We start from the raw sequence: 18912 nt of genomic DNA, 5'->3' as shown, positions 1-18912 counted from the left end.
GCTGCAGAAGGTTAAAGCTGGATCTTCACTTTAGCAAAGCCATTCCCGGGATCGGCCAAGACCTTCTCTTTTCCAGGGTTTGACCTCGCCGTCGCTGTGGGGCGTCTGCAATTGCTGGCGCGGCCAATAAATTAACCAGCGCTGTTGCCCCTGGCTGACATTGTCAGGCGTCGCACACCTAACCTTCTATGGGTTGGCGTATCGCAAACTGTGTCTCAATTTGCGCTGGCTGGCGTCCGGTCACCCACCAGATCACCGACACCACAATGATGGAGACGTAGCCGTCAACAGCATAGTGCCATCCGGTATATACCGAACCGTACATTATCAGGGCTGCGAACATCCAACCGAGAATACCGAGCCAGATATTGAGGGAAGAAAGCAGATAGGCATTCAGTGTGGCAAAGGCGACGTGCATGCTTGGCATCGCCGAGATGCCGCCGCCAAGGTCTGGCCGGCCGCTCTGGTAAGCCGTCAGAAGATATGCGGCGGGCTCCCGCACCATGTGGCTATAGTCGAGACCGTCCATGGCGACCTTGAGTCCGCTGAAGCGGTCCTCGCCAACAAACTGGTGGTAGTAGATCGGCCCGACCGACGCCAGCGCCGAGGCCAAGATGGTGCCGAGGATGCATAACGTCAGCGCTGCTGCCCAGAGGTAGCGGATGCGGCCAATCTTGTCCGACCAGAGAGACACGAAAAGCATGGTGCCGAACCATTGGAAAAACCAAATCACCTCATAGCTGTTGAAGACGACGATCGACCACGTATTGCTGTCGAACCTGTGCGTGAGTTCCCACGGCGCAGTCCCGTGCAGCCATTCATCCAGATCGGCTAACCAGTTGTCCGCATAGAATGGAACAACGGACGGGATGGCCATCTTGTAGGTAGAGTACGCGGTCAAGCTCGCGAAGAAGAACAGCAGAACCAGCAAACAGCCACGCCAGCGCCCTCGAACCAAATCTACGACGTAGCGAGTTGGCTCTGCTCGGCCGTAAATAAGCGCAGCAGAACAGACCCCGCTGACAAACAAGATCGGAATACCGACGGTGAATTTCTGAGCATAAACCAGAACTAGGTGGAAGAAAGACTGCGGACTTAGTGCAGACGCGCCTGCCACGTAAGTTGCCATAAACAAGGCAAGGCGCAACGACCATCTTGTCGATGGACTGTAGTCCCTTACCCCTATAGTTAATGACATACTAATTTACCGAGATGCAAATATGCCATCGATGGCATTATCAATGTGATAGCGAAGCAAGCTTACCATACGGTTACTTCGCGCCCCGCCCGTCCGGACCAACTGCCGGGTTGGATCGGACCGTCGGTCCTGCGCTATGACTGAAAGCTGAATTTAGGAGGATCTCATGGCCATCGGTCCTGACACCAAAGGTGTCTACACCATTGCCCCGACGCCGTTCGAGGCGGATGGCAAGATCGACTGGGAATCACTTGATTCGATGGTCGATTTCTACGAGCGCTGCGGCGTCGATGGGATGACAATCCTCGGCATCATGGGCGAGGCCCCAAAGCTCGACGCCGGCGAATCGCTCGAGATCGTCAAGCGCATCGTGGCGCGCACCAGGCTGCCGGTCATCGTCGGCGTCTCCGCCCCTGGCTTCGCCGCCATGCGCAGCCTTGCGCGCGCCTCGATCGAGGTTGGCGCGCAAGGCGTGATGATTGCGCCGCCGCCGGCGCTGCGCACCGATGACCAGATCGTCACCTATTTCCGCAACGCATCCGAAGCGGTCGGCGAGGATGTTCCTTTCGTCCTGCAGGACTATCCGCTGACCCTCTCGGTCGTCATGACCCCGGCCGTCATCCGCCGCATCGTCACCGACAATCCGGCCTGCTTCATGCTCAAGCACGAGGACTGGCCGGGCCTGGAGAAGATCAGCGCGCTGCGCGGCTTTCAGAAGGACGGCTCACTGCGGCCGCTGTCCATCCTCACCGGCAATGGCGGCTTCTTCCTCGACTTCGAGATGGAGCGCGGCGCCGACGGCGCGATGACCGGCTATGCCTTCCCCGATATGCTGGTCGACGTGGTGAAACTGTCTGCCGCCGGCGAGCGCGACAAGGCGCACGATCTTTTCGACGCCCACCTGCCCTACCTGCGCTATGAGCAGCAACCCGGTGTGGGACTTGCGGTACGCAAATATGTGATGATGAAGCGCGGTGCCATCGCGTCCGACGCCCAGCGCAAGCCGGGCAGTGCGTTATCGGCGGCGGCCAGACAAGAAGTCGACTATTTGCTTATGCGGCTGGAAAGTCGCGTCCGCAAACAAGCCCCGAGATAATGCAACCAGCGGACTATTTGCCGCGCATCACATCAATAGATAGCCGCGTGAGCTTGCGTGAAAAGCGCATTTTTTGCCGGGGAGTCCCAATGGCCCGCTTCGCGACACGGTTCGGGTCTTTGAAGCAGCTGGCATCTGATGACGGCTCAACCATACCGTTAGCGCGCGGCATTCCGCGCCCAACCAGCCGCAGGTTCGCACAATGTTTCAGCTTGCACAAACAGACTTGGGAAGAGCTGTAGTGAAACAGAAAATTGCGTAATAAAATAACAGCTTATTGGATAAAGCTGGTGCGGTCGAGAAGACTCGAACTTCCACGGGTTGCCCCACAGCGACCTCAACGCTGCGCGTCTACCAATTCCGCCACGACCGCACGTGGTAGGAGCCGAAACGAACCGGCTCGCGGCGTGTAGCAAATCGTTTCCGGCGAAACAAGGGCGCGTCGCGCAATAATTGCCCGGGATTCGGCATAACGCTCCAAAGGGGTGGAACGCGCTCGGAACTGGACGTTTCAGCCGATTGCCGCCATATGTGAGGCGACACGAGACACGCCATGACAGAACGCAGCCAGATCGCCACGTCGTTCCTGCCCCTGCCCGGTTCGGCACCGGTCGAATGGCGGGTCGAACCCGGCCTCACCGCCTATCCGGATGCGCTTGCCGTCATGGAGGCGCGTGCCGAAGCGATCCGAAGCGGCGCCGCCGGGGAGATGGTCTGGCTGGTCGAGCACCCGCCGCTCTACACCGCTGGCACCAGCGCCCGCATCGATGACCTGATGGAGCCGGACCGTTTTCCGGTATTCGCGGCCGGGCGCGGCGGCGAATACACCTATCATGGGCCAGGCCAGCGCGTCGCTTATGTGATGCTCGACCTGAAGCGGCGGCGCGAGGATGTCCGCGCCTTCGTCGCGGCGCTCGAACAATGGATCATCCACACGCTCGCCACCTTCAACGTGCGCGGCGAACGGCGCGAGGACCGCGTCGGCGTTTGGGTGGTGCGGCCGGATCGCCCGGTCCGACCCGACGGCTCGCCGGCCGAGGACAAGATCGCCGCCATCGGCATCAGGCTGAGGCGCTGGGTGAGCTTTCACGGCATCGCCATCAATGTCGAGCCGGATCTCAGCCACTTTAGCGGCATCGTGCCGTGCGGCGTGCAGGATCACGGCGTCACCAGCCTAGTCGACCTCGGCCTTCCCTTGGGGATGGCCGACCTTGATCTCGCGCTGAAATCCGCCTTCGAGGACATCTTCGGACCGGCGGCACCTTTGCTTGTCGAAGCAGCCCGCAAGGCCGGCTGACAAAGCAGCACTGAACCACCGAGCTCCGACGCAGCCTCACCCCGTGAAGAACGAGGCGCGCTGCCTCACATCGCTCCGATCCAGATCGCCATGGAAATGAGAAACGTGCTCATGCACACCAGTGACACGACATCCTGAACAAGACCGGTCATAACTCTCTCCTGTTTTCAGTATGTTCGTATTTTGTTCTAATTTTGTTCGAATGTCAACGACCGCGATCCAGAGCGTGTCGCGAAATTCGGGCGCTCAGTTCTGCAGGGTTAAGGAAAGGTTGAGAACGGATTTCGCTGTGGCGAAAAATGCAGGCAGACGGCACGCTGGCGATCAGCCCGTTAGGTGTATCGAGATTCAGGTCAGGCCGAGCCGGAGTCGAAGACGGGCGCGAAGCGGCCAGACTGGGTGGGTTCCGAGAACCGGAACGGAGCGTACTGTTGGGTATGTGAGTACCGGAAGCGCAGGTATCAGCCGTTCGCAGGCCGACTGAATATTGATATGCTAAAGCGGAACAACCTTGCCGTCGGCGAGCGTGACGCGACGGTCCATGCGCGAGGCAAGCTCGTGATTGTGGGTGGCGATCAGCGCCGCCAGCCCCGATTGCCGGACCAGCGCTCCCAATGCCTCGAACACATAGGAGGCGGTGACTGGGTCGAGGTTGCCGGTCGGCTCGTCGGCAAGCAGCACCAGCGGCGCATTGGCGACGGCGCGCGCGATGGCGACGCGCTGCTGCTCGCCGCCGGACAGTTCGGACGGCCGGTGCTGCGCCCGCTTGCCGATCTGCATATAGTCGAGCAGTTGCGCCGAACGCTCGGCAGCCTCCTTGCGCGTCAGCCCTTTTATCAGCTGCGGCATCATGATGTTTTCCAGCGCCGTGAACTCCGGCAGCAGGTGATGGAACTGATAGACGAAGCCGACATCGTTGCGGCGGATCGCCGTGCGCTCGTCGTCGGAAAGCCGCCCGCAGGCGCGGCCTGCCAGAATCACGTCGCCGGCGTCGGGCCGCTCCAGCAGTCCGGCGGTGTGCAACAGCGTCGATTTGCCGGTTCCCGACGGCGCCACCAGCGCCACGATCTCGCCGCGCTTCAGCGAAAAATCGGCGCCGTTGAGGATGGTCAGCTTGCGCGGCCCCTGGACATAGTGCCGCTCGACGCTCTTCAGCTCGATAATGGCCTCGGCCATCATTCGTACCTCAGCGCTTCGACCGGATCGAGCCTGGCCGCGCGCCATGCCGGAAACAGCGTCGCCAGGAAAGACAGCACCAGAGCCATCAGGATCACCGAGATCGTCTCGCTGGCGTCCATGCGGGCAGGCAGCTGGCTCAGGAAATAGAGCTCGGGATTGAACAGCCTCTCGCCGGCCAGCCAGGAGAAGAACTGGCGGATTCGCTCGACGTTCAGGCAGATTACAACGCCGAGCAGCACGCCGGCGATGGTGCCCACCACGCCGATCGCCGCGCCCGTCATCAGGAATATGCGCAGGATCGCGCCGCGGGTGGCGCCCATGGTGCGCAGGATGGCGATGTCGTGGCCCTTGTCCTTTACCAGCATGATCAGGCCCGAGATGATGTTGAGCGCTGCCACCAGCACGATCAGCGTCAAGATCATGAACATGACGTTGCGCTCCACTTGCAGCGCATCGAAGAATGTCCTGTTGCGTTCTCGCCAATCGACCATGGTGATCGGCCGCTGCGACGCCTCTTCGATCTTCGGTTTCAGCGCGTCGACATTGTCGGGATTGTCGACATAGATCTCGATCGCCTGAGCTCGGCCATCCATGTTGAAATAGAGCTGTGCTTCCGAAAACGGCATGTAGACGATGGAGCTGTCATATTCTGACATGCCGACCTCGAAGATCGCCGTGACCGGATAGCCTTTCATGCGCGGTGTCGTGCCGAGCGGCGTCACATCGCCGTCGGGCGCGATAAGCGTGATGGTGTCGCCGAGCACAAGACCGAGATTGTCGGCCATGCGGCTGCCGATGGCGACGCCCTCGCTTGTGTCGAAGCCGGCGATCGAGCCCTGCTTGATATTGCTGGCGACGATTGAAATCTTGCCTAGATCCTCGCCGCGTATGCCGCGCACCAGCGCCCCTGATCCGCCGCCGATATTGCCTTGCGCCAGGACCTGCCCGTCGATCAGCGGAATGGCATATTGGACGCCGGGCACGCCGTTGATGCGGCCGGCAACCTGCGCATAGTCCTCCAGCGGCATGTCGAGCGGCTGCACGATCAGATGGCCGTTGACGCCGAGGATGCGCGTCAGGAGCTCGGCGCGAAACCCGTTCATGACAGCCATCACGACGATCAGCGTGGCGACGCCCAGCATGATGCCAAGGAAGGAGATCGACGCGATAACGGAGATCACCGTCTCCTTGCGGCGCGAGCGCAGATATCGCCACGCGACCATGCGTTCGAACACGGAAAAAGGTCCGGCGGCCGGGGGTTTCGCTACTGCCGCTTCGCTCATGCGGCAAAACCAAAGCGTTTCTTCACATCCTCGACCGGCAGCGTCTCACGCTCGCCGGTCCTGCGATTCTTGATCTCGACCTCGCCGGCCGCCACGCCGCGCGGCCCGACGATCACCTGCCACGGCAGGCCGATCAGGTCGGCGGTGGCGAACTTGCCGCCTGGCCGCTGGTCGGTGTCGTCGTAGAGCACGTCCTTGCCGACGGCTACAAACGCCGCATGGAGTTCGTCGCAGACGCGGTCGCAGTCGGCGTCGCCGGCTTTCATGTTGATCAGGCCGATGTCGAAAGGCGCCACCGCCTCCGGCCAGATGATGCCGTTGTCGTCATGGCTGGCCTCGATGATCGCCGCGACCAGCCGCGTCGGGCCGATGCCGTAGGAACCGCCGGAAACAAAATGATCCTTGCCGTCGGGCCCGGTCACCTTGGCGCCCATCGGTTTCGAATATTTGTCGCCGAAATGGAAGATGTGGCCGACCTCGATGCCGCGGGCCGAGACCCGGTCGCTCGTCGCAACCTTCTCCCACGCCGCGTCGTCGTGCATCTCGTCGGTCGCGGCATAGGGCGTCGTCCATTGCTTGACGATGTCGCCGATCTCGGCATCGTTGGAGAAGTCGGTGTCCGCCCCCGGCACATCAAGCGCGAGGTAATCGCGATGGCAATAGACCTGGCTCTCGCCGGTGTCGGCCAGGATGATGAATTCGTGGCTGAGGTCGCCGCCGATCGGCCCGGTGTCGGCACGCATCGGGATTGCCTGCAGCCCCATGCGCGTGAACGTCCTGAGATAGGACACGAACATCCTGTTATAGGCCGCCTTGGCGCCTTCGAAATCGAGATCGAAGGAATAGGCGTCCTTCATCAGGAACTCGCGCGAACGCATGACGCCGAAGCGCGGCCGCACCTCGTCGCGGAATTTCCACTGGATGTGATAGAGATTGAGCGGCAGATCCTTATAGGATTTCACATAGGCGCGGAAAATCTCGGTGACCACCTCCTCGTTGGTCGGCCCATAGAGCATGTCCCGGTCCTGCCGGTCCTTGATGCGCAGCATCTCCTTGCCGTAGTCGTCATAGCGGCCGCTTTCGCGCCACAGCTCGGCGGACTGGATGGTCGGCATCAGGATCTCGAGCGCGCCAGCCCGGTCCTGCTCCTCGCGAATGATGCGGCAGACCTTGTCCAGCACCCTTTTGCCGAGCGGCAGCCAGGAAAAACTGCCTTGCCCCTGCTGGCGGATCATGCCGGCGCGTAGCATCAGCCGGTGCGAGACGATTTCGGCCTCGCGCGGATTTTCTTTGAGGATAGGCAGGAAATAGCGCGACAAACGCATGGACTGGTCCGTGAGAGAGAGGATTGCCGCACCGGAATCGGCGCAGCGCAGGCTTGCTTGCCCCGGCTTCATAGCCATTTCAAGACGGAATGGAAACCCGCCCCTCTGGACGCCGCAAAGGGTCCGCAGTGCCTCATCCGCCTTGCTGGTCGTTTCGCAAGCAACGCCTGCCATACTATTGTGCACTGCAGCACGAGATTGCTTATTTCCAGGCAAAATTCTGCGTGACATTTTCACCTGCCTTGGTCTAATGTGCCGCAATAACCGAGAGGGCGGAAAGAAATCTGCCCTCCTACGCGGTCAAAGTCTTGGGAGGATGCGATCTAGGCGCGGTTACTCGCTGCCGCCGGACACCGGAAACGGATCGGACGCGTTTAAATTGCAAGGCCTCGTGCCTTGCATTTTTTTTGTGCAATCATTTTGTTAGCACGACAAATTGCTAGACCACTTTACCTAGTGCCAGCCCAGCGGGTTCGGAACCTGCATCGGCTTCCAGCGCGGATTGGGGCTCGCATGCAAGATGTGGCCACCGTGCCCGACGATCTAATTCTCGGGGCTCTGGCTGAAATCCGGCGCGATGTGCGGGATGTCGTCGATGCCGAGTCCGAGCCCCCTCGTAATGCCATAGAAGATACCAAGAAGAACCATCGTGACGATCGTCGTCCGCAGCACGGCGCGCAGCATATGCGGTCCGCGCGGCGCGCTGGGTACCGTGCCCAGCGTCACGTCCTCATCCTCGTCCTGCGTCCTCAGACTGAACGGCAGAATGGCGAACAGCACTACCCACCATGTGATGAAGAACAGGGCGAGAAACGAAACCCAGCTCATGCTTGCTCCAGTTCGACCAGCGTGCCGAAGAAATCCTTGGGATGCAGGAACAGCACCGACTTGCCATGCGCGCCGATCTTCGGGTCGGCGTCGCCAAGGACGCGGGCGCCGCTGGCCTTGAGGTGATCACGCGCGGCAAGAATGTCGTCGACCTCGTAGCAGACATGATGCATGCCGCCCGACGGGTTCTTCTCGAGGAATGCCGCGATGGGCGAATCCTCGCCGAGCGGCTCCAGCAATTCGATCTTGGTGTTGCCGACATCGACGAACACCACCGTCACGCCATGCTCCGGCAACGCCTGCGGCGGGCTCACCTGAGCGCCGAGCGTATCGCGATAGGCCGCTGTCGCCGCGGCCAGATCCGGCACAGCAAGCGCGACATGGTTCAGGCGTCCGAGCATAGGTTTTCCTCAGGCAGTAAGGCAATAGGGCAGTATGGGAGTAGGGAAAAACTACTTTCTCCCCCTACTGCCGTACTGCCCTACCCCCCTATTCCCTTACCTTGTGACGAACACCGTCACCAGCGGCTTCTTGCCCCACGCTTCATTGGCGGCGCCACGGACGGCGCGGCGCACTGCCTCCTGCACGAGGTCGAGATCTCTTCGGCGCTGACGGGGGATGGAGTCCACGGCGCCGATTGCCGCATCGATCATCAGGTCTTCCAGGCTCTCGCCGCGGGCGTCGGCCTCGGCGACGCCGATGGCGACCAGATCGGGATCGCCGGCGAGCTCATACTTGTCGTCGAGCACGACATTGACCGCGACATGGCCGGCAAAGGACAGCTTGCGCCGGTCGCGAATGCCCATCGCCTGGTCGGTGCCGATCAGCCTGCCGTCCTTGTAGATACGGCCGAACGGCACCTGGTCGATGATCGTCGCCGCACCGGGATAGAGCCGCAGCATGTCGCCGTCGCGGACCTGCGCCACCTGGCCGATGCCCGACACCGACATCAGCGACCCCTGCGCTACAAGATGCGCCGCCTCGCCATGCACCGGCACGCCGATCTGCGGGCGCACCCATTGATACATCTTGCGCAATTCGCTGCGGCGCGGATGCCCGGAGACGTGCACCAGCGCATCGCCGTCCTCGATGATCTTGATGCCGAGATCGATCAGCCGGTTCTTGATCTCGAGGATACCCTTCTCGTTGCCGGGAATAGTGCGCGAGGAAAACACCACCGTGTCGCCTGCTGTCAGCGACACCGATTTCATCTCCTCGCGCGACAGTTTTGCCAATGCCGCAAGCGGCTCGCCCTGGCTGCCGGTGCAGATGATGACGAGGTTTTCGCGCGGGATGAACCCAAAATCCTCCTCGGCGATGAATTCGGGCAGCCCGTCCATATAGCCGAGCTCGCCGGCAACATCGATGACGCGCTTCAGCGAGCGGCCGAGCACCAGGCACTGGCGGCCGGCGTCGCGTGCCGCCTTGGCAATGGAGACGATGCGCCCGACATTGGAGGAAAAAGTGGTGACCGCGACACGGCCCTTGGCGCTCTGGATGACGCCCTTGAGGCCCTCGCCCACCGCCACTTCCGATGGCGACTCCCCTTCCCGCAGCGCATTGGTGGAATCGCAGATCAGCGCCAGCACGCCGTTGTCGCCATAGGCGCGGAAGCGGGCCTCGTCGGTCATCGGCCCGATCGTCGGCGCCGGATCGATCTTCCAGTCGCCGGTGTGGATGACGGTGCCGGCCGGCGAGGTGATCGCCAGCGACATCGGTTCGGGGATCGAATGCGCGACCGGGATGGCCTCGATCTCGAACGGGCCGACGCTGAATGTTTCGCCGGCGCGGTAGATCGTCACCGGGATTTTCGGTGCGCCTTGCTCGCCCTGCCGCTTGGCTTCCAGCAATCCGGCGCCGAACGGCGTCATCCAGACCGGCGCCTTGAGCTTCGGCCATGTATCGAGCAGCGCGCCGTAATGGTCCTCATGCGCGTGCGTGATGACGATGCCGCGCAGGTTCGCGATGTTCTCCTCGATGAAGCGCGTGTCGGGCAGCACCAGGTCGACGCCGGGCAGGCTGGCATCGGGGAAGGTCACGCCGACATCGACGACGATCCATTCGCGCGCATTGGCCGGGCCGTAGCCATAAAGGGCGAAGTTCATGCCGATCTCGCCGACGCCTCCGAGCGGCACGAAGACGAGTTCGGCGTTTTCCGCTGCCGCCATGATCTTTCCTTTCCTGGCCGGTCAAGCCAAGCCCTTCCAAACGGGGCCCGTCAAACCTGACCCGTCAAAACTGGGCCGACGCGACTGCACCGAAATGCACATCGCCGGCGGCAATCGTCAGAACCGAACCCTCATCGTCGCGGATCACGAAACGGCAGTCCTCGTCAATGGTCTCGAACGTGCCGCGCACCACATTACCGTCAATTCTGACAGCAACCTGCCCGCCAAGCCCTGCCGCGCGCGCCAGCCAGCGCCGCCTGACGGCGGAAAGCCCGCGCCCATCATTCCACAGCCGCGCATTCTCGCTCCAGGCATCCGACAGCGCCAGAAACAACGTCTCGGCATCACAAGCAGCGCCCAGCGCGCTGAGCGATGTCGCCGGATAAGGCAAATCTTTGGGATAAGCCACAACATTGACACCGATGCCCACAGCCACCGCGAAGCGATCGCCTTCGAGTATCGCCGATTCCAGCAGGATGCCGGCAAGCTTGGCGCCGGAGGCGAGCACATCGTTTGGCCATTTCAGCTCGAAACGGTTTCTTCCATCGCTGCCGCCGTCCAGGCCGATTGCGATCCGGCCCTTCGGCACGACGGCGTCGAGCGCATCGGCCAGCGCCAGGCCGGCGACGAAGCCGAGCGTCGCGGCCAAGCGAAGTTCGGCATTGGTGACCACCAGCAGCGTCGCCGCCAGATTGCCCTCGGGCGTCGCCCAGACCCGGCCTCGCCGGCCACGCCCGCTTTCCTGTTTTTTTGAAACGACCCAGAGCTTGCCCGGATCCCCCGCCCGCGCATGGTTCAGCGCCAGCGCATTGGTGGAGCCGACCGTGTCATGTGCCTCGAGCCGGAACCCTTCCGAGGCCGCGGTTGGAGCCAGTCGAAATGCCATCCCGTCAGAAAAATGTCTTGGCGGCGACTTCGGCATAGGTGCCGATCGGCCCGCCGATCAGCACATAAAACAGCACGAAGGCGCCGCAGACGCCGAGCACGACGCGAAGTTCGGTCGCCATCGGCACGAAGCCGCCGACCGGTTCGTCGAACCACATGATCTTGATGATGCGCAGATAATAATAGGCGCCCACCACCGAGGCCAGCACGCCGATGATCGCCAGCGCGTAGAGGTTGGCGTTGATGGCGGCGAGGAACACGTACCACTTCCCCCAGAAGCCGGCGAGCGGCGGGATGCCGGCCAGCGAGAACATCAGGATGGTGAGGATCGTCGCCATGATCGGATTGGTCGACGACAGGCCGGCGAGATCGCTGATCTGTTCGACATTGCCTTCCTTGCGCCGCATGGCGAGGATGAAGGCGAAGGTGCCGAGCGTCATCACCAGATAGATCAGCATGTAGATGGCGACGCCGCGCACGCCGGCTTGGCTGTTGGCGGCGAGACCGACCAGCGCGTAGCCCATATGGCCGATCGAGGAATAGGCCATCAGCCGCTTGATGTTGGTCTGGCCGATGGCCGCGAAGGCGCCGAGCGCCATCGAGGCGATCGAGATGAAGACGATGATCTGCTGCCAGTCGGCGGCGATCGGCTTGAACGCGCCCATTGTGACGCGCACGATCAGCGCCATCGCCGCCATCTTCGGCGCCGCCGCGAGGAAGGCCGTCACCGGCGTCGGCGCGCCCTCATAGACGTCGGGCGTCCACATGTGGAACGGCACCGCCGATATCTTGAAGGCGAGGCCGGCCAGCACGAAGACCAGGCCAAAGACGAGGCCAAGCTGCCGCCCGCCGCCGCCCAATGCCGTGGCGATCTCCTGGAACCCGGTGTTGCCGGTGTAGCCGTAGACGAGGCTGATGCCGTAAAGCAGCATGCCTGACGACAGCGCGCCGAGGACGAAATATTTCAACCCCGCCTCGGTCGAGCGCAGATTGTCCCGGTTGATCGCCGCCAGCACATAAATCGCCAGCGACTGCAATTCGAGGCCGAGATAAAGCCCGATCATGCCGTTAGCCGAGATCATCAGCATCATGCCGAGCGTGCACAGCAGGATCAGCACCGGATATTCGAACTTGTCGAAATGCTCCGCTTTGGCGAAGCGCATCGACATGACCAGCGTCACCGCCGACCCGATCAGCGCCAGCACCTTCGTGAAGCGGGCGAAGGGATCCTGGACAAAGGCCTCGCCATAGGCATTGCCCTGCCCGGTGGAAAAGATCGTCCAGACGCCGGCAATCACCAGGACGGCGACGGCAAGGCCGCTCACCGTGGTGGTGGTGTTTGCGCGCGAATAGGCGCCGAGCATCAGGAGCGCCAGGGCGCCAATGGCGAGGATCAGCTCTGGTGTCGAGAGCGACAGGCTGGAGAGAAGGTCCGGCGTCATGGTTCGCAAACCTCCCAGTCAGTTCGCCGCCGCGGTCTGCGCGGTGTCGATGGATGCGGTGACATTGGTGACGAGCGCCTTGACCGATTCGGCCGTCGCATCGAAGACCGGCGCCGGGTAGACGCCGAAGAAGATGACCAGCACCACCAGCGGATAGATGATCACCTTCTCGCGCGCCGACAGGTCGAGCAGGCCTTTCAGGCTGTCCTTGGTCAGCGCGCCGAAGATCACCCGGCGATAGAGCCAGAGCGCATAGGCCGCCGACAGGATGACGCCGGTGGCGGCGAAGAACGCCACCCAGGTGTTGACCCGGAACACGCCGAGCATGGTCAGGAACTCGCCGACGAAGCCGCTGGTGCCTGGCAGGCCGACATTGGCCATGGTGAAGATCATGAACACGGTGGCGTATTTCGGCATGTTGTTGACCAGCCCGCCATAAGCGTCGATGTCGCGCGTATGCATGCGGTCATAGATGACGCCGACACAGAGGAACAGCGCGCCGGAGACGAGGCCGTGCGACAGCATCTGGAAGATTGCCCCCTGGACGCCTTCCTGGTTCATCGCGAAGATGCCCATGGTGACGAAGCCCATATGGGCGACTGACGAATAGGCGATCAGCTTCTTCATGTCCTCCTGCATCAGCGCCACCAGCGAGGTGTAGATGATGGCGACGACGGACAGCGCGAAGACCAGCGGCGCGAACATCTCAGAGGCGATCGGAAACATCGGCAGCGAAAAGCGCAGGAAGCCGTATCCGCCCATCTTCAGCAGGATGGCGGCCAGGATCACCGAGCCGGCCGTCGGCGCCTCGACATGGGCGTCCGGCAGCCAAGTGTGCACCGGCCACATCGGCATCTTCACGGCGAAGGAGGCGAAGAAGGCGAGCCATAGCCAGGTCTGCATGTTGGCCGGGAAGTTGTGCGTCAGGAGCGTCGGGATGTCGGTGGTGCCGGACTGGAAGAACATCGCCATGATAGCGAGCAGCATCAGCACAGAGCCGGCCAGCGTATAGAGGAAGAACTTGAACGAGGCGTAGACGCGCCGCTTGCCGCCCCACACGCCGATGATTATGAACATCGGGATCAGGCCGGCTTCGAAGAAGACATAGAACAAAACGATGTCGAGCGCGCAGAACACACCGATCATGAGCGTCTCGAGCAGCAGGAAGGCGATCATGTAGGCCTTGACGCGTTTCTCGATCGATTCCCACGAAGCCAGGATGCAAAGCGGCATCAGGAAGGTGGTCAGGATGACGAACAGCATGGAGATGCCGTCGACGCCCATATGGTAGGAGATGCCGGAATCCAGCCAGGCAAACTTCTCGACGAACTGGAAGCCAGGCTCCGAATTGTCGAACCCGGTCCAGATGAACAGCGAGATGATGAAGGTGATGCTCGTCGTCCACAATGCGATGGCGCGGATGTTGCGGCGGGCATTCTCGCTGTCGTCATTGATCAGCAGAATGAACAGCACACCAACCAGCGGCAGGAAGGTGACCAGCGAGAGGATCGGCCAGGCGGTCATCAGAGCATCATCCAGGTGACGAGTGCGGCAACGCCGATCAGCATGGCGAAGGCGTAGTGATAGAGGTAGCCGGTCTGCAGCTTGACGACCCGGTTGGTGACATCGACGACGCGCGCCGAAACGCCGTCCGGACCGAGCCCGTCGATGACAGTGCCGTCACCGGTCTTCCACAGAAAGTGGCCGAGGCGTTTTGCCGGCCGCACGAACAGGAGGTCGTAAACTTCGTCGAAATACCACTTGTTGAGCAGGAAGGCGTAGAGCCCGCGATGCTGCGCCGCCAAATTTTTCGGCATTTCCGGCGCGCGGATGTAGAATTGCCAGGCAATCGCAAAGCCGACCAGCATGGCGACAAACGGCGCCAGCTTCACCCATAACGGCACTTCGTGCATGTCGTGCAGGATGTGGTTTTCCGGGAGCGTAAACAGCGACGCCTTCCAGAACTCGGCATATCCCTCGCCGATGAACGCGCCATGGAAGATCACGCCGGCGAACAGCGCGCCCGCCGCCAGGATGTACAGCGGCACCAGCATGACCGGCGGTGATTCATGGACATGGTGCATGACCTCGTGGCTCGCCCGCGGCTGGCCGTGGAAGGTCATGAAGATCAGCCGCCAGGAATAGAAGCTGGTGAAGCAGGCGGCGACGACCAGCAGCACGAAGGCGAGGCCGGCAACCGGATTGTGCGCGGCAAAGGCGCTTTCGATGATCGCGTCCTTGGAGAAGAAGCCGGCGGTGCCGATGACCGTCACGGGAATGCCGACGCCGGTCAGCGCCAGCGTGCCGATCACCATCATCCAGTAGGTCTTCGGAATGAGCGTCCTGAGGCCGCCCATCCTGCGCATGTCCTGTTCGTCGGAGACAGCGTGGATCACCGAGCCGGAGCCGAGGAACAACAGCGCCTTGAAGAAGGCATGCGTGAACAGATGGAAGATCGCCGCGCCATAGGCCCCGACGCCGAGCGCTACGAACATATAGCCGAGCTGCGAGCAGGTCGAATAGGCGATGACGCGTTTGATGTCGTTCTGGACGAGGCCGACGGTCGCCGCGAAGAAGGCGGTGAAGGCGCCGATGAAGGTGACCACGATCAGCGCCGAATGCGACAGTTCGAACAGCGGCGACAGCCGCGCCAGCATGAACACGCCGGCGGTCACCATGGTGGCGGCATGGATAAGCGCAGAGACCGGCGTCGGGCCTTCCATGGCGTCCGGCAGCCAGGTGTGCAGCGGCACCTGGGCCGACTTGCCCATGGCGCCCATGAACAAAAGCAGGCAGACGACGGTCATCGCGGCCTGCTTGTCGAGCGCATAGCCGAGGAAGGTCAATGCTGCAGCGCCCTCGGGGGCGCCTTCGGCCGGAATGAATGTCGCGGCATTGGCGAATATGGTGCCGAGATTGACCGAGCCGAACAGCACGAACACACCGAAGATGCCGAGCGCAAAGCCGAAATCGCCGACGCGGTTTACGACGAAGGCCTTGATCGCGGCGGCATTGGCCGACGGCTTTTTGTACCAGAAGCCGATCAGCAGGTAGGAGGCGAGACCGACCCCTTCCCAGCCGAAGAACATCTGCACGAGGTTGTCGGCGGTCACCAGCATCAGCATGGCGAAGGTGAACAGCGACAGATAGGCGAAGAAGCGCGGCCGGTTCGGGTCGTGATGCATGTAGCCGATCGAGTAGATGTGGACCAGCGCCGACACCGTGTTGACCACGACCAGCATCACCACCGTCAGCGTATCGATCCGCAGCGCCCATGCGGCCTCTAACCCGCCCGACTGGATCCAGCGCAGCACCGGCACGGTGAACACCTCGCCCTCGCCGAAACCGACGGCGAAGAAGGCGACCCACGACAGCCCGGCTGATGTCACCAGGAAGCCGGAGGTGATGTATTCGGACGCCTTGGCGCCGAGCGACGTGCCGAATAGGCCGACAATCAGGAAGCCGAGCAGAGGAAGGAAGACGATGGCCTGATACATGGTGGTTTCCGTCAACCCTTCATCATGTTCACGTCTTCGACCGCGATCGAACCGCGGTTGCGGAAGAAGACGACGAGAATGGCGAGGCCGATCGCCGCTTCAGCCGCTGCGACCGTCAGCACGAACAGCGCAAACACCTGTCCGACGAGATCGCCGAGTGCTGCCGAGAAGGCGACGAAATTGATGTTGACCGCGAGCAGGATCAGCTCGATCGACATCAGGATGACGATGATGTTCCTGCGGTTGAGAAAAATGCCGAACACGCCGAGCGTGAACAGGATCGCCGATACGGTCAGATAGTGCGCGATGCCGACGATCATCTCAGATTCCCTCGCCCGTCTTGACCTTGCGGATTTCCATTCCCGTTGCCGGCGTGCGGCCAACCTGGGCTGAGATCGACTGCCGCTTGATCCCCGGCTTGTGGCGTAGCGTCAGCACGATCGCGCCGATCATGGCGACCAGCAGCACAAGGCCTGCAATCTGGAAATAGTAGAGGTAGTCCGTGTAGAGGATGTCGCCGAGCGCTGCCGTGTTCGAGCGCGCGGCAAGGTCCGGAATGGGCTTCGAAACCGTCGCGGCCAGTTGCGGCGCGAACGTATAGCCGCCGAGCACCACGATCAGCTCAGCCGCCAGGATCAGCCCGACCAGCGCGCCGATCGGCGCATATTGCAGGGCGCCTTCCTTCATTTCGGCGAAATCGACGTCGAGCATCATGACGACGAACAGGAACAGCACCATGACCGCGCCGACATAGACGACGAGCAGGATCATCGCCAGGAACTCGGCGCCGGTCAGCATGAACAGGCCCGCAGCGTTGAAGAAGGTCAGGATCAGGAACAGCACCGAATGCACGGGATTGCGCGCCGAAATGACCATGAACGCCGACGCCACCGCGACAAAGGCGAAGAGGTAGAAAAAGGCCGCCTCTAGTCCATTTAGCATGGGTTCCCCCGGGGTTCCTGTCGGACCGGCTTTCGCCCTGTCCGTTGTGTGCTTCGTTCCGCCTCCGGTGCCGAAGCCGCGTGTTCCTAGCGCATGTTCCGATCGGGTTGAAAGACCCGATCGAAAGAAACATGCGCCACTCTCTTACTTCGGAGGATGATCTTTGTCCGAAAAGTCTGCAACTTTTCGGGATCATCCTCTGAACGAGGCCTCTCGCCCCGTCCATGCGTCAAATGTCAGCGATACGGCGCATCCAGCGAGATGTTGCGCGCCAGTTCGCGCTCCCAGCGGTCGCCATTGGCCAGCAGCTTGTCCTTGTCGTAATAAAGTTCCTCGCGCGTCTCGGTGGCGAATTCGAAATTCGGCCCCTCGACGATGGCGTCGACTGGGCAGGCCTCCTGGCAGAAGCCGCAATAGATGCACTTCACCATATCGATATCGTAACGCACCGTGCGGCGCGTGCCGTCGTTGCGGCGCGGGCCGGCCTCGATGGTGATGGCCTGCGCCGGGCAGATCGCCTCGCACAATTTGCAGGCGATGCAGCGTTCCTCGCCGTTCGGATAGCGGCGCAGCGCATGCTCGCCGCGGAAGCGCGGGCTGGTCGGCCCCTTCTCGTGCGGATAGTTGATCGTCTCCTTCGGCGCAAAGAACTGGCGCATCGACAGGAAGAAAGCGCTGACGAAGTCCTGCAAGAGCAGAGACTTGGCGGCTTGGGCTAGAGCGGACATCACGCAAACCCCGTGATCTTGAGGAACGCGGCGACGATCACCACCATCGCCAGCGAGATCGGCAGGAAGACCTTCCAGCCGAGCCGCATCAGCTGGTCGTAGCGGTAGCGCGGCACGAAGGCCTTCACCATGGAGATCATGAAGAACACCAGGCAGACCTTGAGCACGAACCAGATCAGACCCGGCACCCAGGTGAAGGGAGCGAAGTCGAAGGGCGGCAGCCAGCCGCCGAGGAACAGGATGGTGGCCAGCGCGCACATCAGCACGATGGCGACATATTCGCCGAGAAAGAACAGCAGGAACGGCGTCGACGAATACTCGACCATATGGCCGGCAACGAGTTCCGATTCGGCTTCCACCAGGTCAAAGGGCGGGCGGTTCGTTTCGGCCAGCGCCGAGATGAAGAAGATGACGAACATCGGGAACAGCGACAGCCAATGCCAGTCGAGGAAGGTGTTGGGCAGGCCAACCCGCGTGCCCAGCCCGTCCTGCTGCGACAGCACGATGTCGGACAGGTTGAGCGAGCCGACGCAGAGCAGCACGGTAACGATGACGAAACCGATCGAGACCTCGTAGGACACCATCTGCGCCGCCGAGCGCAGCGCGCCAAGGAACGGATATTTCGAGTTGGACGCCCAGCCGCCCATGATCACGCCATAGACCTCGAGCGAGGAGATGGCGAAGACATAGAGGATGCCGACATTGACGTTGGCAATCGCCCAGCCCTCGTTGACCGGGATCACCGCCCAGGCCGAGATCGCCAGCACCGCCGAAACCAAAGGCGCTAGGAGAAAAACGCCCTTGTTGGCGCCGGACGGAATCACCGGCTCCTTGAACACGAACTTCAGAAGGTCGGCGAAAGCCTGCAGCGTGCCCCATGGGCCGACGACGTTCGGGCCGCGGCGCAGCTGCACCGCCGCCCAGATCTTGCGGTCCGCGTACAGGATGTAGGCGACGAAGATCAACAGCACGACGATCAGCACGACCGACTTCAACAGGATGAGCAGCGCCGGCAGCACGTAGAAGGAGAAGAAGGTGTCCATG

General features: G+C 62.0%; 17 protein-coding genes and 1 tRNA gene. 2 read left to right on the top strand and 16 right to left on the bottom strand.

From position 1 onward, the window contains the following. Window positions 1–178: 178 nt before the first annotated feature. Complete coding sequence (locus tag ACWTU8_RS06065) at window positions 179–1147, bottom strand: phosphatase PAP2 family protein (RefSeq protein WP_455847411.1); 969 nt, start codon at window positions 1145–1147, stop codon at window positions 179–181. A 217-nt stretch (window positions 1148–1364) separates the two neighbouring features. Between ACWTU8_RS06065 and ACWTU8_RS06060 the strand changes: the two genes are divergently transcribed. Then, on the top strand, window positions 1365–2294 hold the full coding sequence (locus ACWTU8_RS06060; protein ID WP_455847410.1) for a dihydrodipicolinate synthase family protein: 930 nt from the start codon (window positions 1365–1367) through the stop codon (window positions 2292–2294). Window positions 2295–2582: 288 nt separating this feature from the next. On the opposite strand, the gene ACWTU8_RS06055 is transcribed toward ACWTU8_RS06060, so the two are convergent. Further along, a tRNA-Leu gene (locus tag ACWTU8_RS06055) sits at window positions 2583–2667 on the bottom strand. A gap of 180 nt (window positions 2668–2847) precedes the next feature. Between ACWTU8_RS06055 and lipB the strand changes: the two genes are divergently transcribed. Then, entirely contained in the window at window positions 2848–3591 is a 744-nt protein-coding gene (lipB, locus tag ACWTU8_RS06050; RefSeq protein WP_455847409.1) for a lipoyl(octanoyl) transferase LipB, read from the top strand. Between the two features lie 495 nt (window positions 3592–4086). On the opposite strand, the gene ACWTU8_RS06045 is transcribed toward lipB, so the two are convergent. The 14 genes from ACWTU8_RS06045 to nuoH all read right to left on the bottom strand — a co-directional run bounded on the left by ACWTU8_RS06045 (window position 4087) and on the right by nuoH (window position 18911). After that, the gene (locus ACWTU8_RS06045; RefSeq protein WP_174654574.1) at window positions 4087–4770 is read right to left on the bottom strand and encodes an ABC transporter ATP-binding protein; all 684 of its coding nucleotides are present in this window, start codon (window positions 4768–4770) and stop codon (window positions 4087–4089) included. Then, window positions 4767–6053: a lipoprotein-releasing ABC transporter permease subunit gene (locus tag ACWTU8_RS06040; RefSeq protein WP_455847408.1), complete on the bottom strand. Its 1287-nt coding sequence runs from the start codon at window positions 6051–6053 to the stop codon at window positions 4767–4769. Before ACWTU8_RS06040 ends, ACWTU8_RS06045 begins: the two co-directional genes overlap by 4 nt. Next, window positions 6050–7378 carry a proline--tRNA ligase gene (gene proS / locus ACWTU8_RS06035; RefSeq protein ID WP_455847407.1) on the bottom strand — a complete coding sequence of 443 codons (1329 nt, stop codon included), beginning with the start codon at window positions 7376–7378 and terminating at the stop codon, window positions 6050–6052. The genes ACWTU8_RS06040 and proS overlap by 4 nt, the downstream gene beginning before the upstream one ends. 543 nt (window positions 7379–7921) lie before the next feature. Next, on the bottom strand, window positions 7922–8206 hold the full coding sequence (locus tag ACWTU8_RS06030; RefSeq protein WP_455847406.1) for a DUF1467 family protein: 285 nt from the start codon (window positions 8204–8206) through the stop codon (window positions 7922–7924). After that, on the bottom strand, window positions 8203–8607 hold the full coding sequence (gene mce, locus ACWTU8_RS06025; RefSeq protein ID WP_455847405.1) for a methylmalonyl-CoA epimerase: 405 nt from the start codon (window positions 8605–8607) through the stop codon (window positions 8203–8205). The genes ACWTU8_RS06030 and mce overlap by 4 nt, the downstream gene beginning before the upstream one ends. 96 nt (window positions 8608–8703) lie before the next feature. After that, window positions 8704–10374 carry a ribonuclease J gene (locus tag ACWTU8_RS06020; RefSeq protein WP_455847404.1) on the bottom strand — a complete coding sequence of 557 codons (1671 nt, stop codon included), beginning with the start codon at window positions 10372–10374 and terminating at the stop codon, window positions 8704–8706. A gap of 64 nt (window positions 10375–10438) precedes the next feature. Continuing rightward, the gene (locus ACWTU8_RS06015; RefSeq protein WP_455847403.1) at window positions 10439–11260 is read right to left on the bottom strand and encodes a biotin--[acetyl-CoA-carboxylase] ligase; all 822 of its coding nucleotides are present in this window, start codon (window positions 11258–11260) and stop codon (window positions 10439–10441) included. A gap of 4 nt (window positions 11261–11264) precedes the next feature. Beyond that, window positions 11265–12701 (bottom strand): NADH-quinone oxidoreductase subunit NuoN, encoded by a 1437-nt coding sequence (gene nuoN, locus ACWTU8_RS06010; RefSeq protein ID WP_455847402.1) that lies wholly within the window; start codon window positions 12699–12701, stop codon window positions 11265–11267. Window positions 12702–12719: 18 nt separating this feature from the next. After that, window positions 12720–14225, bottom strand: coding sequence for an NADH-quinone oxidoreductase subunit M (locus ACWTU8_RS06005; RefSeq protein ID WP_455847401.1), 1506 nt, complete (start codon window positions 14223–14225; stop codon window positions 12720–12722). Further along, entirely contained in the window at window positions 14225–16198 is a 1974-nt protein-coding gene (nuoL, locus tag ACWTU8_RS06000; protein ID WP_455847400.1) for an NADH-quinone oxidoreductase subunit L, read from the bottom strand. Before nuoL ends, ACWTU8_RS06005 begins: the two co-directional genes overlap by 1 nt. 11 nt (window positions 16199–16209) lie before the next feature. Next, window positions 16210–16518 (bottom strand): NADH-quinone oxidoreductase subunit NuoK, encoded by a 309-nt coding sequence (gene nuoK, locus ACWTU8_RS05995; protein WP_029352048.1) that lies wholly within the window; start codon window positions 16516–16518, stop codon window positions 16210–16212. 1 nt (window position 16519) lies between these two features. After that, on the bottom strand, window positions 16520–17140 hold the full coding sequence (locus ACWTU8_RS05990) for an NADH-quinone oxidoreductase subunit J (RefSeq protein WP_029352049.1): 621 nt from the start codon (window positions 17138–17140) through the stop codon (window positions 16520–16522). A gap of 236 nt (window positions 17141–17376) precedes the next feature. Continuing rightward, the gene (nuoI, locus tag ACWTU8_RS05985) at window positions 17377–17868 is read right to left on the bottom strand and encodes an NADH-quinone oxidoreductase subunit NuoI (protein WP_023798861.1); all 492 of its coding nucleotides are present in this window, start codon (window positions 17866–17868) and stop codon (window positions 17377–17379) included. Further along, a complete protein-coding gene (gene nuoH, locus ACWTU8_RS05980; protein ID WP_023798860.1) occupies window positions 17868–18911 on the bottom strand; it encodes an NADH-quinone oxidoreductase subunit NuoH in 1044 nt (347 codons plus the stop codon). The genes nuoI and nuoH overlap by 1 nt, the downstream gene beginning before the upstream one ends. Between the last annotated feature and the right edge of the window lies 1 nt (window position 18912).

The sequence above is a fragment of the Mesorhizobium sp. BHbdii genome, from assembly GCF_053848045.1.
Note: the sequence above shows the minus strand (reverse complement) of the source record. Positions and strands in the feature narration are given on the sequence as shown.

Coding starts and splice junctions, on each gene's coding strand:
- ACWTU8_RS06015 (WP_455847403.1), bottom strand. CDS start 11,260: ATGGCATTTCGACTGGCTCCAACCGCGGCCTCGGAAGGGTTCCGGCTC.
- proS (WP_455847407.1), bottom strand. CDS start 7,378: ATGCGTTTGTCGCGCTATTTCCTGCCTATCCTCAAAGAAAATCCGCGC.
- nuoH (WP_023798860.1), bottom strand. CDS start 18,911: ATGGACACCTTCTTCTCCTTCTACGTGCTGCCGGCGCTGCTCATCCTG.
- lipB (WP_455847409.1), top strand. CDS start 2,848: ATGACAGAACGCAGCCAGATCGCCACGTCGTTCCTGCCCCTGCCCGGT.
- ACWTU8_RS06020 (WP_455847404.1), bottom strand. CDS start 10,374: ATGGCGGCAGCGGAAAACGCCGAACTCGTCTTCGTGCCGCTCGGAGGC.
- mce (WP_455847405.1), bottom strand. CDS start 8,607: ATGCTCGGACGCCTGAACCATGTCGCGCTTGCTGTGCCGGATCTGGCC.
- ACWTU8_RS05990 (WP_029352049.1), bottom strand. CDS start 17,140: ATGCTAAATGGACTAGAGGCGGCCTTTTTCTACCTCTTCGCCTTTGTC.
- nuoN (WP_455847402.1), bottom strand. CDS start 12,701: ATGACGCCGGACCTTCTCTCCAGCCTGTCGCTCTCGACACCAGAGCTG.
- ACWTU8_RS06060 (WP_455847410.1), top strand. CDS start 1,365: ATGGCCATCGGTCCTGACACCAAAGGTGTCTACACCATTGCCCCGACG.
- nuoL (WP_455847400.1), bottom strand. CDS start 16,198: ATGTATCAGGCCATCGTCTTCCTTCCTCTGCTCGGCTTCCTGATTGTC.
- nuoK (WP_029352048.1), bottom strand. CDS start 16,518: ATGATCGTCGGCATCGCGCACTATCTGACCGTATCGGCGATCCTGTTC.
- ACWTU8_RS06040 (WP_455847408.1), bottom strand. CDS start 6,053: ATGAGCGAAGCGGCAGTAGCGAAACCCCCGGCCGCCGGACCTTTTTCC.
- ACWTU8_RS06030 (WP_455847406.1), bottom strand. CDS start 8,206: ATGAGCTGGGTTTCGTTTCTCGCCCTGTTCTTCATCACATGGTGGGTA.
- ACWTU8_RS06005 (WP_455847401.1), bottom strand. CDS start 14,225: ATGACCGCCTGGCCGATCCTCTCGCTGGTCACCTTCCTGCCGCTGGTT.
- nuoI (WP_023798861.1), bottom strand. CDS start 17,868: ATGTCCGCTCTAGCCCAAGCCGCCAAGTCTCTGCTCTTGCAGGACTTC.
- ACWTU8_RS06045 (WP_174654574.1), bottom strand. CDS start 4,770: ATGATGGCCGAGGCCATTATCGAGCTGAAGAGCGTCGAGCGGCACTAT.